Here is a 13,506-nt window from a genome sequence, read left to right as displayed (position 1 = left end):
AGTTTTCCTATATGCTAACGTTTTAGTATTTGTGCATTGCGCTGTTTGCATGGCACAAACCGCTTGTTGGACTTGGCCGTTGCCGAGTCCAGGTTAATTGGCATGCTTCATGCTATAGGAATTTGCTTTTTTTGATGCTAGCTCTGGGCTGCAGAGCAGTTTTGAACTGGTACTACGGCCGGGTTTGTACGTGTTTCATTGAAATTCCCTTGTCATTATGGTATTCCATCACATCTTTTTTAAGTCTAACTGATTCAATGAGGTAAATACACTCGATTGAGTCAGCATTTGGCTCCGCCCAGCGGCTTAATTCATCGCTTGCTGAAGCGGAAAAATACACCTGGTTAAAGTGTTGAACGGTGTGAGAACAACAACCTGTATTTTTCCGTTTGAAGCCCTTGTTACGCTTAGGCTTACTTGGCACACTTTATTAATTTTTCTGTACAGTGCCCTTCTGGCCATTCAGATTGTTTCCAACAAAATGATTTATCATCTTTCAAGACTAAATCCCAAAGAAACATTTCTCCATTATCTGTTTTTTGGGTTTCATTGATCACTATTGTACGCAAATACTTGTCACCTTCAGATAAAATAGAATAAACAATTTCTTCGTACGATTCATCGCTAGTTGTTAATCTCATTCCAGATTGAGAGGAGTGATACATTTTAGTACCTGTGTCATTGAAAGAGATATTGATAACATGGTCTGTATTACAACTATCTTCTTGGTTGCTCCAATCCCACTTTCCTATCAATGATTTTCTGATATTATCTTCGGTAACCGTGAAATATATATTTGCTGAACCAAAATCTTCAATTCCCATTTCTGCGTACCAGTCTCCTGGTTTATCAGTACTTTTATCTAAGTCGTGTGAGCACCAAAAATTAAAGTTACTTCCATCTGACTTAAAAGTGTTGTATTGAGAATTAACTACTCGCCTATCACCATCGTATATAATGCAGCTATATCTATAGTCACCTGCGGGTAAGTTCCATTCCGAAAAAATGTAAAATAATTTGTGATCTAATTGAATAGAATCGATTTCATCGATTGGCATTCCATTTTCATCTAGTGAACTTGTTATTAGAATTCTATAACCACCAGTTTCGTCTACGTTAGCCATTGATGATTGACTAAGAACCATAAGAAAAACTAAGAATAAAATTGAAATCATATTCATGCAATACATCCTGTAAGCCTAGCGCCCTCGTTAATGGGCAAATAATTGTTGGCTAAAATAGGCGACGCAGGAGCAAAAGCCAACTGTTATTTGTCCTGATTTAACAGCTTGTTAGCTGCTTTTAAACCTGATCTGTGAATAAACTACTGCCACATCATTTTCCCTATACACAACGGATTTAGGATCGTTATTACCATCTGGCATTTCAATATTAGGTACGTTTTGCAACAAGTTTACATATAACTTAAACCAAGCTCGGTCTTCTTTTTCTACACCAAATATATCGCACATTAATTGCTTACACGAAAGGTTCAACAATTCAAAACTTTCACTTAACTCATGTTGAGAAATTAGCACTTTTAATTGTTGCTCCATATTATATGCCCAATTATCATCTTCAATTGGATCTTGCTTAATAGGTGGTTGTGATAGAAAGTCATTATCTTTTGATATCTGTAACTTCATATGTTCAGCAGTTTCATTAGATAGATGAGCAGTGACCAATTCATTAATTTGCTCTTTATGTACAGCAGACCATTCTTTTAATTCTTTTTGTACAACAAGAGCAGGATCATCTGACACTTTTTCTTTTACTATGGTGTTAACTTCCTCACCTACATTAACTTTATCAAATTCTAAATTTTCTTCATTGGTGTTTGCCGACATTTCTACGTTATTTGCAACAACGGTATCCTTTTTAAATTTTGGTACAGTTTTTTGTACTTTTTCAATTATCGAATCATTTTCAACATTATTATCGATATTCACTTTATTCGTTAATGTTGTCTCTACTTTAGCGTCATTAATCGAGGGATAAAACATATATCCAAATGTAAAGCATACTATTGCAATTATGGTATTTATGAATAAACTTTTCATCATACTTCCTTGTTATTATTAAATATATTAGCAGAATAAATTGAGCAGCTAACGCCCCACTAAGGAGCGAGTAACAGTTGGCTAAAATGTGTAGCGAAGCGAAACTGAGCCGACTGTTACGAGTCCCGCTTTAGTGGTTTGTTAGCTAACGACAACTGCAGTAACTTTCCGCAACCACAATCAACAGAGGCTTGTTCGCTTGCCGACAAGGTGATCGCGTCTAACTCATTAACAGCCATTCCAGTAACACTTCCGTCAGAGTCCGACTCTGTTGCCTGACAATGAAAAAAAACATGATATTCATCTTTGTCTTTTGCTACAGCCGAAATTAATAAATCCACTACGGTTTGCTCAATATTGAAACTTACACTTGTGTGGTCTTCAAATACAACCTTCGAGATATTTGAACTGCTAACTTGTATCGGATGCTCAAGCGTTTCTGCAGCAGTAAACTGCGAAACTAACAGTAGTACTAGATATGTTGGAGTTTTCAAAATGCTTCCATAGTTAGCTAACGCCCCAATAAGAGGCTAAAAATGGTTGGCTAAAATAGTGAGGCACGAACGGCAGCCAACTTTTTTTAGTCCTGCTTGATTGGCTTGTTATCTTGATTTACCACCACAGCCTCACTTTTTACTATTTTTTCAATATCATTTAATGAAGGGGATTGATATAAACTCCATGCACCGACGAGAATACTAATCACAGAAATGCTAAAACTCCACCTTGACCTGCTTTTTAATTTTTCTTTATTAGCTTCAAGCTCAACGTATTTAGCAAGTATTTTATTGATTGGTAATAACAAATGTTTATCGCTAGCATCTTCACTTTTCTCCACTAAATCAGTAATGCGTATTAACGAAGGTTTAACTTCGTCAGGCATATCATCGAAAGGCTCTTCTTTTTTAATTTTTTGCAGTAAGTCATTAATTTCGTTAAACCGCTCTACTTCGTTACATTCCAATAATAATTTATATACAGGTTCTCTTGATGAAAAATGACCTAAGCCCAGAGCTTTACCAAAATCATTCAATAATTTGGGATCTAAAGTTATACCATTTTCTATTTTTGATTTTATTTGGCTTTCAAGGACTTTGATATTTCGCCTTTTTCTCAAGTACATATATGGTAAAACTGTTAAAAAAATTAAAAATGCTACAGCATAGAATGCAGTAACTATTAAATTCATATACTCATTAATTGACATACTTCATCCTTGATCAAGATAACAGCGTATTAGCGAGAATTCCGATAAACATCCTGAGAAGCTCACCAAAACACAACATCCAAATCGCTTTAATTATTAATAATTTTAGTAACTTATCAGCTTAAATAACCCAAATCAATCACCTTTTAGTCTAGGCAAAAGCGAGAATTTAGATAATCGAGAATAATACAAACTCGTTATGCAGAGCAGATATGTTAACAAAAATCAGCTAATTCAATTAGATAGAATTATCCTTTAGGTAAAACCGAGAATTTTAGCGATTACATAACGAGAACAAAACTGGCATTTTTACAACAATGAATTATAACTGTACATACATACAGCCATAATGTCAGTTTGAATCAAAAGGAGTTGATATGCCAACATCACCATTTCTAGAGTCAATTCGTACAGAACTTCGCACTCGTCGTTACAGTATCAAAACTGAGAAAGTATATTTATATTGGATAAAGCAATTTATCCTTTTTAATGACAAAAAACATCCTCAAGACATGGGTAATGCCGAAATTGAGCGTTTCTTAAATCACTTAGCAGTCAATCGGCAGGTTAGTGCTGCAACACAAAACCAAGCTTTATGCGCAATTATTTATGTATATAAACATATCATTCGAAGAGAGATATCGGATTTACGTTATTCGTTTACTAAGCGAGAGCAGTCTATACCTACAGTACTAACCCACGAGGAGGCTAAAAATATTATTAGCAATCTTTCTGGCCAATATTGGTTAATTGCATCACTTCTATATGGTGGAGGATTACGAATAAATGAGGCATTACAATTAAGAATTAAAGATGTAAACACACAGAATAATACGTTATTTATTTTTAGAGGCAAAGGTAAAAAAGACCGTTATACATTATTACCAAAATCCTTAAGTCATTCTTTGGATAACCAATTTAGTATCGTAAAAGCTCGCCACCAGCAAGATTTAAGTGAAGGCTATGGGTTAGCATCTTTGCCACCTGCACTATTACGCAAATATGGTAATGCCGCTAAAGATTTATCTTGGCAGTATGTTTTCCCCTCATCGACTCGCTGCACGCATCCATATGATGGCTATATTTGTCGTCATCATATTCACGAAACAACATTTAGAAAACAATTACGCAAAGCTGTATTAATCAGCCAAATTCCAAAGCAAGTAAAAGCACATACCTTTAGGCATACGTTTGCGACTCAACTACTGCAAAATGGGACCGACATTCGTACTGTTCAAGAACTATTAGGCCATTCAGATCTTAAAACGACTGAACTGTATACTCATGTTATAGGTTCTCGTTTTAGCCATACCACCAGCCCAATAGATAGATAAATAGATAGATAGATAACGCCCACAAAAAAGGACTCTTGCGAGTCCTTTTACACTGAGATTGTGACAACCGGTTTGTGGGCGTTTAGCTATTGCAAGACCTGGCTATTACAAGACTTAGCTACGCAAACCAATACCACGCGATATAAGGTAGTAAGCCAAGGTCCATAAGGCGACACAAAAGCCGACCATGATAGCCACCGATAACGGCACGCTGATATCGGCAAAGCCTAAAAAGCCGTAACGGAATACGTTAATCATATACACCACAGGGTTTAACCCTGACACACCTTGCCAAAACTCGGGCAATAATGACAACGAGTAAAATACTCCACCAAGGTAAGTTAATGGGGTTAATACAAACGTTGGAATGATACTGATATCGTCAAAGCTTTTGGCAAATACCGCATTAATTAACCCGCCGAGTGAAAATAGCACTGAGGTTAAAAACACCGTTAATATCACCAGACCAACGTGGTGTAAGCTGATGTTAACAAACAGCATAGCCACTACAGTCACAATAAGGCCGACACATAAGCCACGGGCAACGCCGCCGCCGACATAGCCGGCTATCATCACATAATGCGGCACGGGCGCCACCATGATTTCTTCTATATTGCCTTGAAACTTAGCACTATAAAATGATGAGGCCACATTAGAATATGAGTTAGTAATAACTGACATCATAATTAACCCTGGGGCGATAAATTCCATGTAGCTTACGCCACCCATTTCACCAATACGACTACCGACTAAGTTACCAAAAATGAGAAAGTATAAGGTCATAGTGATAGCTGGCGGCACTAAGGTTTGCACCCAGATACGGGTGAAGCGATTAATTTCTTTCTTTAAAATACTTCTAAAGGCGACTAAATACAGTGCGTTCATTATTTCGCCCCCTTGGCTTTTTCAACGAGCTCGACAAATAGCTCTTCTAGGCGGTTAGCTTTATTGCGCATTGATAGCACTTCTATGTTGGCAGTGGTTAGCTGGGTAAATAGGCTATTCATGCTTTGGCTTTTAGCCACATCGACTTCTAGTGTGTGTGGGTCTATCAAGCGACATGACATGTTTTCCAGCTCAGGTGCGGCGCTGAGATTTTGAGTCAAATCTAAGATAAAGGTTTCAACATTTAACTTACTAAGCAACGACTTCATGCTAGTGCATTCTACTAAACGCCCGGTGTCGATAATACCAATATTACGACACAGCATTTCAGCTTCTTCAAGATAATGGGTGGTGAGAATAATGGTTACGCCCTGGGCATTAATCTGCTTTAAAAAATCCCACATTGAACGGCGCAGCTCAATATCTACCCCGGCTGTGGGCTCATCTAAAATAAGCAGTTTGGGTTCATGCATTAATGCGCGGGCAATCATTAGGCGACGTTTCATGCCACCGGACAGTTCACGGGCCTGCGCATTACGCTTGTGCCATAAATCCAGTTGTGACAGGTATTTTTCAGCACGAACCAACGCAATGTTGCGTGTCACGCCGTAGTAACCAGCCTGGTTAACTACGATTTGCAGTACGGTTTCAAACTGATTAAAGTTAAATTCCTGAGGCACTAAGCCAATACACAATTTGGCGCGTTCAAGTTGTTGGTCGATATCAAAGCCAAACACTTTGACGCTGCCAGCGGTTTTTTGCACTAACGAGCTAATAATGCCAATAGTGGTCGACTTACCTGCCCCGTTAGGGCCTAGCAATGCAAAAAAGTCACCTTGTTTAACCGTTAAACTGAGTGACTTAACGGCTTCAACTCCCCCTTTATAGGTTTTTTGTAGGTTTTCTATCACCAGGGCATCGGTGTGTTCTGTCATGCTAAATTCCTTATTTTATCGAAAAAAACTCCCACAATAGTGGGAGTAATTTGTAATACTGCTGTCGTTATAAAGGCACGACTTTAGCTATGTAAGGCAGATTTCGATATTGCTCGGCATAATCAATGCCGTAGCCAACAATAAACTCGTCGGGAATTGTCATGCCAATAAAATCAACTGGCACATCCACTTCACGGCGTTCTGGCTTATCTAATAAGGTGCATAAGGCCAGACTTTTTGGATTACGCAGCAATAAAATTTCACGCACCTTATTTAAGGTGTTGCCCGAGTCAATTAAGTCTTCAACAATCAATACGTCACGACCAGCAATATCTGATTGAACATCTTTTAATATTTTTACATCGCGAGAACTGGTTGTTGAGTTGCCATAACTTGATACCGACATAAAGTCGATTTCAACATGACCTTTAATACGGCGACATAGGTCTGCCATAAAAACCACTGAGCCTTTTAATAAGCCAACCATGAGTAAACGTTCGCTGTTGGCATAGTGGGCGTTAATACGCTCGGCAAGTTGATCTAAAGTTTTATTGATTTTTTCGCTTGAAATCATAGGTTCTATGGTGTGTTTCATACAGTTCTCAATTATCAATATCTTGGGGGGCGTCGACGCCATAACCCCAGCGATTTGTCAGTTCGTGTGCAATACCCAAATGATCTAGAATTCGGGAAACCATGAAGTCTACCAGATCTTCCACCGATTTGGGATTATGATAAAAACCCGGTGCGGCTGGCATTATGGTGGCACCATTGCGAGTCAGGCTTAGCATATGCTCTAAGTGTATGGCACTAAAGGGCGTTTCTCTTGGCACCAGTATTAACTGGCCGCGCTCTTTAATCACCACGTCGGCTGCACGTTCTAATAAATTATTACTCATGCCACTAGCAACTGCGGCTAATGTGCCTGTTGAACAAGGGCAAATCACCATTTGCTTAGGTGCAGCACTGCCGGAAGCTGGCGGCGAAAACCATTCTTCTTTGCCAAGTACAATTAACTCACCGGCTAAAGGTGCTTGCTGCTGAGCAAAATAGCTGAGTAGTTGCTCGCGGGCTTTGTCGGGATTAGCACTTAATTGCAAGCCGTGTTCGGTGGCAAGTACCACTCTGGCGGCGCTCGATATCATTAAAAAAACCTGATAATCGGCAACCAATAAACATTGTAGTAATTTGATGCCATAAGGTGCACCCGAGGCCCCGGTCCACGCTAGGCTAATTGATTTATCTTTTTTGGCGTAAGCCATCTTTAATCCTTTATGAAGCGAGCAGCATGATTAATTAAATAACTGACTATTTCTTCAGTAGCGCATTAATGATTTGTTGGTGAATACCATTAAAACCACCGTTGCTCATTATCACTACCGTGTCACCTGGATTAGCCGCTTGACTGACTTGTGCCACAATTTGGCTAATATCATCACTGACGGTTACCGGAATAGCAGCTGAGCGCATATTATCGGCAATGTCCCAACCGACATTACTGGCTTGATACAACCATGCTTCATCGGCCAGCGCCATCGAATTGGCGAGAGTATCTTTATGCACGCCACTTTTCATGGTGTTAGAGCGAGGCTCAAGCACGACAATAATTTTGCCATTGGCGTTATCACCTGTGCCCACTTTGGCGCGAAGTCCTTTTAGGGTGGTTTCAATCGCTGTTGGGTGATGGGCAAAATCATCATAAACCGCAATATTATTGGGTGCTGCTAATAATTCCATTCGACGCTTTGGTGGGCTAAATTGCGCTAAAGCGTCAATAGCATGCTTGGGAGTAACGCCCACGTGTCGCGCTGCGGCAATGGCCATTATTGCATTTTCAATATTGTGCTGACCGATTAAGCCCCAATTTAAAACGCCTTGAGACTCACCTTTAAACATCACTTCAAACTCGTGGCCGTCGGCGGCAATACACTGACCTTGCCAACCATCGCTGTCAGTTGCACTAAAGGTTTCTTGCTCGCTCCAGCAGCCCATGTCCATAACCTGTTTAACCGCAATCACATCCTTAGGCCAAATCACTTTACCTTCACCCGGTACGGTGCGAATAACATGATTAAATTGGCGTTGAATAGCGGCTAAGTCAGCGAAAATGTCAGCATGATCAAATTCTAAATTATTGATCACCAATGTACGGGGTTTGTAATGGACAAACTTAGAGCGTTTATCGAAAAAAGCACTGTCGTATTCGTCTGCTTCGACCACAAAAAAAGCCGAATCACCTAACCGCGCTGACACACCAAAGTTTTGCGGTACGCCACCAATTAAAAAGCCCGGTTGGTAGCCGCAATACTCTAATACCCACGCCAACATGCTGGCAGTTGACGTTTTTCCGTGAGTGCCAGACACAGCCAATACCCAACGATTAGGCAAAATATGTTCTGACAAAAATTGTGGCCCAGAGGTATATTTTATCCCGCGGTTTAATACCGCTTCAACGCAAGAATTGCCTCGACTCATCGCATTACCAATCACCACAATGTCGGGCTGATTAATGCCTTCTTCGCCCAATTGGCTTGGGTCAAAACCTTGAATCAGCTCTATGCCCTGTTGCTCAAGTTGCGTGCTCATTGGCGGATAAACATTAGCATCGCTGCCTGTGACCTTATGGCCCATTGCACGTGCTAATAACGCTAAACCACCCATAAAGGTGCCACAAATGCCAAGAATATGTACGTGCATGCAAAAACTCTATTAAAGAACCATTTGCGCTTATTCTACCCAGTAGCAAAGGCATTGTCAGTTAACAATGCCTTAATTTAACTTCATGATGAACGACAGAGACTGGCTAGACTTGATTAAGCGGCTAAAAACTCTGCGCGAGTAGAGGCGTTAGCCTTAAAGCTGCCACCTAAGGCGGTGGTTTGCGTGCTTGATGTGGTGTCCATTATGCCGCGAGACTTAACACAATAATGGGTTGCTTTGATAGTTACCGCAACATCTTCGGTTTCTAGTAATGTTTGCAGTGCCACTAATACCTGCTGTGTTAAGCGCTCTTGCACTTGAGGGCGCTGGGCAAAAAATCGCACAATACGATTTATTTTTGATAACCCAATAATTTTGCCTTTAGGGATATAAGCCACTTTCGCTATACCATCTATGGTAATAAAGTGATGCTCACAGGTGCTGACCACGCTGATATCGCTGACTTTAACCATCTCTTCCACGCCCATTTTATTTTCAATTTGGCTGATTTTTGGAAAATTGGCATAGTCTAAACCAGAGAAAATCTCATTAACGTACATTTTGGCAATACGGTGCGGTGTTTCAGCTAGACTGTCGTCGGTTAAGTCTAACCCTAGCGTTGCCACAACTTCGGTCATTAACCCTTTAATGCGCTCATATTTTTGCTGTGCGGTGAGCTCTGTAGGTAATAATGGCGTTTCTAATCCGTGCGCAACTAATGCTGACTGCACTTTTTTGGCGGCGTCTGAAATAATGCCGTTGTTTACTGACATAATGCTATTTGCTGACATAAAATTGGCCTCTTAAATAAGGTTAACGGCGGTGTTCTAAAGATAGCGACACAGAATCGGCAAAGCGCAATGCATGGGGCTTGTCGATGGTCACTTTAGCTAAAGTCACTGATGGATGTTCGCTACATATGTCCACGACATCGGCAACCAGCTTTTCAAGTAGTAAGAATCGTCCTTCCTCTACATGCTGGATCACTTTTTTAGTGATAATTTTATAGTTGAGCGCATCTGCCACATTGTCGGTTTGAAATGACTTGTCTGCTGGGTAATGTATTTCAATATTGATCACCACATCTTGCTGCTTTTCTCTTTCATCCTGGTTAAAGCCGATAAAAGTGCGTAAACGAAGGTTGGTGACATTAATAACAGCTTGGCTATAAGCGCCTATTTTTGAAGACATCGTTATGGCTCACATTAAATACAGATGCAACTTTATACGGGACGTTTTGTTGAACGGTTCACATAGCGGTAATAAAAAAGCCCTACTCGATGAGCAGGGCTTTAGCGGTTAACAATCTTGACTAGAAGGTCTTATAATCTCGGTATTTCACATTAAAGAATATGATGTAAAACACAGGTACAATAATTAACGTTAAGATGGTGGCAACACCTAACCCAAACATGACTACCGCAGCTAATGATTCAAAAAATGCATCTGTGATTAACGGCAACACCCCAAGAATAGTGGTTACCGCTGCCATACACACAGGACGCACACGGCTAACCGTAGACTCAAATACCGCTTGAAATATCTCTTTGCCTTCATTAATTTCGGTGTTGATTTGATCAAGCAACACAATGCCGTTTTTCAGTAACATACCCGATAAACTCAACATACCAAGTAGCGCCATAAAGCTGAAGGGCTTGTCTAAAATCAATAACCCTGAAGTGATACCTATAATCGCTAACGGAACACAACACCAAATAACCAGTGGCTTACGCACTGAGTTAAATAAGAAAACCGTGATTAAAAACATCAACAAGAATCCAATAGGCAAGGTTGAAAACAGTGAAGCTTGCGCATCACTTGATGATTCAAACTCGCCGCCCCATTGCAATTCATAGCCTACTGGTAACTCAAGCGCTTCAATTTTAGGCCTAACTTGATTAAACAGTGCCGCTGGCAAAATATCGTATTCAAAATCAGCATCGGCAAACACGGTTAAAGTTCGTTTACGGTCGCGACGTTGAATAATTGGGTCTTCAAATTTAACGTCAAAGCCATCTACAACCTGCTGAAGTGGCACAAAACCGTTAATCACCGGACTCCAGATACGGATACTTTCCATTGACTCAATATCGACACGTTCATCATTAGGTAAACGACCAATAATAGGTAATAAGGTGGTGCCTTCACGGTAAACCCCTATATCTACCCCAGTAAAGGCGAACTTAATCGATCTATCCACTTCACTTTTAACAATACCTAAGCGGCGGGCCTGGGTTTCATTAAAGCGCGGTTCAATGTATTTGACCCGGTCACGCCAATCATGGCGTACGTTGACCGTACCTGGGGTGTCGTTAAAAATGGTCATAACCTGTGCCGCAAGTTGACGCAGTACATCTGGGTCTGGGCCGCTTAATCTGGCTTCAATTTTGGCATCTGTCGAAGGGCCGATTTCTAAGCGTTTGAACTTAAGCTGGGTTTGTGGGAAAAATTGCTCTGCTTGACGTCTAAACTCAACCATTACCGGTTGTAAAGTATCAAAACTACTGGCACGAACCGCTATTTGACCGTATGAGGCAAAGTTTTTTTCCGGCGAATAGGTTAATAAGAAACGCGGAAAACCTTTACCTATGGTTGAAGCAACATACTCAACATTTTCAATAACGGCGACTTTGGCTTCCATTTGTTTAATAACCGCTTCTGTTTCGCGAATATCTGCGCCTTCTGGCATCCACACATCCACTAAAAATATCGGCGTTGTTGAAGGCGGGAAGAAGGATTGCTTAACATAGGCAAAACCAGCAATAGAAATCACGAACATCACCAGTACCGCAAAGGTGCTGAACCAGCGAAATCGCATACAAATATTGAGTATTTTTTTATAAAACACAAAAAATGCGCCGCCATAAGGGTCGGCTAACTCACCGTCAGGCACTTTCTCACCCTCTTTGCCAAAAAATATCTGTGCAAAAAATGGTGTAATCGTAATGGCGGTAATCCAGGATAAAAACAGTGAAAACAGCAATACCCAAAACAATGACCCAGCAAATTCACCGGTAGCATCAGGGGATAAGCCAATTGGCGCAAACGCGATAATCGCGATTACGGTAGCACCCAATAATGGCCACATAGTTTGTTTAACAATAGCTTGACCAGCTTCGAGTGTAGTTTGGCCTCGTTGGCGACCAATTAAAATACCTTCGACCACCACAATGGCGTTGTCCACCAGCATGCCTAAGGCAATGATCAATGCGCCAAGTGAAATACGCTGCAATTCAATTTCTGCCTGCAGCATTAACATAAAGGTGCCAAGGCAGGTTAAAAATAGAATAAGACCGATTAAAATACCGCTTTTAACCCCCATAAAGACCAGTAGCACACCAATAACAATGACGACTGCGGCAATCAGGTTCCACACAAAACTGCTAACCGAAACATCCACCTCGTTAGGCTGGTTATACATGGTTTCAATGTGCATACCTGCCGGTCTGGCGCTTTCAATTGAGGCTAATTTAGCATCGACTAGCTTACCCACTTCAACAACATTAACCCCAGATGAAAATGAAATACCAATGTTGATGGCACTATTTTGGTTAAAGCTTAATAGGTTTGTCGGAATATTTTGAAAGCCACGGCTCACGGTCGCCACATCTTTAAGGTAAATCAGTTTATTACCTTGAGTACCGGGAATAATCAGCTCTTCTAGCTCTTCAACGGAACTAAAGCCGCCACTGGTTCTGATTTTAAGGTTATCACCCGAAACACGAATGTTACCGGCATCAGACACCATATTTTGTGAGTTAAGTAGGTTTGAAATAAGCTGTGGGTCAATATTAGAACTGGCCGCTTTGTTTAGCGACATTTCAACAAAAACTTGCTCTTGCTGTTTGCCCGCTAGCGACACCTTACCCACGCCGGGTATGAGTTCTAATTCACGCTTAACATAATCAACATAGTCTAATAAATCTCGATAACTGTAATCTGCACCGCTGACCATCAGCATGATGCCGTATACATCACCAAAGTCATCGTTAACCATTGGCGCATGCGCCCCAGGCGGTAAACTTGATGCCATATCATTCACTTTACGACGCAGCTCATCCCAAATTTGGGGCAATTCATCTGGGCCATAATTGTTTCTCATGGTGACGGTAATTTGCGACATACCTGAGGTACTGAGTGAGCGAATTTTATCAATGTAAGGCAGTTCTTGAATGGCTTTTTCGACCAAATAAGTGACTTCTTCTTCGACTTCAGTTGACGTTGCACCTGGGTATAAGGTGACTACCACGGCATCTTTAATGGTAAATGGCGGATCTTCTAGCTGGCCTAATCCAGTGAAGGCCATTAATCCACCGATAAGTAAAATAAGGATAAACATCCAACTGATCACGGTATTTTTTACGAAATATCCTGCAATATTCATC

At 40.7% G+C, this 13,506-nt stretch carries 13 protein-coding genes; 1 reads left to right on the top strand and 12 read right to left on the bottom strand.

All coding sequences use genetic code 11. The features are described from left to right. Positions 1-413: 413 nt before the first annotated feature. The 4 genes from FJ709_RS03595 to FJ709_RS03580 form a co-directional block, all read right to left on the bottom strand. Complete coding sequence (locus FJ709_RS03595; RefSeq protein WP_226413537.1) at positions 414-1,181, bottom strand: hypothetical protein; 768 nt, start codon at positions 1,179-1,181, stop codon at positions 414-416. Between the two features lie 111 nt (positions 1,182-1,292). Then, positions 1,293-2,060: a hypothetical protein gene (locus FJ709_RS03590; protein WP_226413535.1), complete on the bottom strand. Its 768-nt coding sequence runs from the start codon at positions 2,058-2,060 to the stop codon at positions 1,293-1,295. Between the two features lie 116 nt (positions 2,061-2,176). After that, positions 2,177-2,554, bottom strand: a complete 378-nt coding sequence (locus FJ709_RS03585; RefSeq protein ID WP_226413533.1) for a hypothetical protein — start codon at positions 2,552-2,554, stop codon at positions 2,177-2,179. An 86-nt stretch (positions 2,555-2,640) separates the two neighbouring features. Beyond that, the gene (locus FJ709_RS03580; RefSeq protein WP_226413531.1) at positions 2,641-3,267 is read right to left on the bottom strand and encodes a hypothetical protein; all 627 of its coding nucleotides are present in this window, start codon (positions 3,265-3,267) and stop codon (positions 2,641-2,643) included. Positions 3,268-3,644: 377 nt separating this feature from the next. Here FJ709_RS03580 and FJ709_RS03575 point away from each other — a divergent pair, with 377 nt between their 5' ends. Continuing rightward, entirely contained in the window at positions 3,645-4,601 is a 957-nt protein-coding gene (locus FJ709_RS03575; protein WP_226413529.1) for an integron integrase, read from the top strand. A 114-nt stretch (positions 4,602-4,715) separates the two neighbouring features. On the opposite strand, the gene FJ709_RS03570 is transcribed toward FJ709_RS03575, so the two are convergent. From FJ709_RS03570 to FJ709_RS03535, 8 genes are all read right to left on the bottom strand, one after another. Then, positions 4,716-5,486 carry an ABC transporter permease gene (locus FJ709_RS03570; RefSeq protein WP_226413527.1) on the bottom strand — a complete coding sequence of 257 codons (771 nt, stop codon included), beginning with the start codon at positions 5,484-5,486 and terminating at the stop codon, positions 4,716-4,718. Further along, positions 5,486-6,421 carry an ABC transporter ATP-binding protein gene (locus FJ709_RS03565; protein WP_226413525.1) on the bottom strand — a complete coding sequence of 312 codons (936 nt, stop codon included), beginning with the start codon at positions 6,419-6,421 and terminating at the stop codon, positions 5,486-5,488. The genes FJ709_RS03570 and FJ709_RS03565 overlap by 1 nt, the downstream gene beginning before the upstream one ends. A gap of 67 nt (positions 6,422-6,488) precedes the next feature. Then, positions 6,489-7,016: a hypoxanthine phosphoribosyltransferase gene (gene hpt / locus FJ709_RS03560; protein ID WP_226413523.1), complete on the bottom strand. Its 528-nt coding sequence runs from the start codon at positions 7,014-7,016 to the stop codon at positions 6,489-6,491. A gap of 7 nt (positions 7,017-7,023) precedes the next feature. Beyond that, complete coding sequence (locus FJ709_RS03555) at positions 7,024-7,683, bottom strand: flavin prenyltransferase UbiX (protein ID WP_226413521.1); 660 nt, start codon at positions 7,681-7,683, stop codon at positions 7,024-7,026. A 46-nt stretch (positions 7,684-7,729) separates the two neighbouring features. After that, on the bottom strand, positions 7,730-9,118 hold the full coding sequence (gene mpl, locus FJ709_RS03550) for a UDP-N-acetylmuramate:L-alanyl-gamma-D-glutamyl-meso-diaminopimelate ligase (RefSeq protein ID WP_226413519.1): 1,389 nt from the start codon (positions 9,116-9,118) through the stop codon (positions 7,730-7,732). Positions 9,119-9,234: 116 nt separating this feature from the next. After that, positions 9,235-9,894, bottom strand: a complete 660-nt coding sequence (gene folE, locus FJ709_RS03545; protein WP_226415826.1) for a GTP cyclohydrolase I FolE — start codon at positions 9,892-9,894, stop codon at positions 9,235-9,237. A 40-nt stretch (positions 9,895-9,934) separates the two neighbouring features. Beyond that, a complete protein-coding gene (gene folX / locus FJ709_RS03540; protein ID WP_226413517.1) occupies positions 9,935-10,312 on the bottom strand; it encodes a dihydroneopterin triphosphate 2'-epimerase in 378 nt (125 codons plus the stop codon). Between the two features lie 121 nt (positions 10,313-10,433). Then, positions 10,434-13,505, bottom strand: coding sequence for an efflux RND transporter permease subunit (locus FJ709_RS03535; RefSeq protein ID WP_226413515.1), 3,072 nt, complete (start codon positions 13,503-13,505; stop codon positions 10,434-10,436). Position 13,506 lies beyond the last annotated feature (1 nt).

The sequence above is a fragment of the Shewanella glacialimarina genome, from assembly GCF_020511155.1.
Taxonomy (GTDB): Bacteria; Pseudomonadota; Gammaproteobacteria; order Enterobacterales; family Shewanellaceae; genus Shewanella; species Shewanella glacialimarina.
The sequence above is the reverse complement of the archived record's forward strand: the minus strand, read 5'-3'. Positions and strand labels throughout refer to the sequence as shown.

What these genes read in the sequence shown, in the direction of transcription:
- FJ709_RS03595 (WP_226413537.1), bottom strand. Translation starts at nt 1,181, where the DNA reads ATGAATATGATTTCAATTTTATTCTTAGTTTTTCTTATGGTTCTTAGT.
- FJ709_RS03590 (WP_226413535.1), bottom strand. Translation starts at nt 2,060, where the DNA reads ATGAAAAGTTTATTCATAAATACCATAATTGCAATAGTATGCTTTACA.
- FJ709_RS03580 (WP_226413531.1), bottom strand. Translation starts at nt 3,267, where the DNA reads ATGTCAATTAATGAGTATATGAATTTAATAGTTACTGCATTCTATGCT.
- FJ709_RS03575 (WP_226413529.1), top strand. Translation starts at nt 3,645, where the DNA reads ATGCCAACATCACCATTTCTAGAGTCAATTCGTACAGAACTTCGCACT.
- FJ709_RS03570 (WP_226413527.1), bottom strand. Translation starts at nt 5,486, where the DNA reads ATGAACGCACTGTATTTAGTCGCCTTTAGAAGTATTTTAAAGAAAGAA.
- FJ709_RS03565 (WP_226413525.1), bottom strand. Translation starts at nt 6,421, where the DNA reads ATGACAGAACACACCGATGCCCTGGTGATAGAAAACCTACAAAAAACC.
- hpt (WP_226413523.1), bottom strand. Translation starts at nt 7,016, where the DNA reads ATGAAACACACCATAGAACCTATGATTTCAAGCGAAAAAATCAATAAA.
- FJ709_RS03555 (WP_226413521.1), bottom strand. Translation starts at nt 7,683, where the DNA reads ATGGCTTACGCCAAAAAAGATAAATCAATTAGCCTAGCGTGGACCGGG.
- mpl (WP_226413519.1), bottom strand. Translation starts at nt 9,118, where the DNA reads ATGCACGTACATATTCTTGGCATTTGTGGCACCTTTATGGGTGGTTTA.
- folE (WP_226415826.1), bottom strand. Translation starts at nt 9,894, where the DNA reads ATGTCAGTAAACAACGGCATTATTTCAGACGCCGCCAAAAAAGTGCAG.
- folX (WP_226413517.1), bottom strand. Translation starts at nt 10,312, where the DNA reads ATGTCTTCAAAAATAGGCGCTTATAGCCAAGCTGTTATTAATGTCACC.
- FJ709_RS03535 (WP_226413515.1), bottom strand. Translation starts at nt 13,505, where the DNA reads ATGAATATTGCAGGATATTTCGTAAAAAATACCGTGATCAGTTGGATG.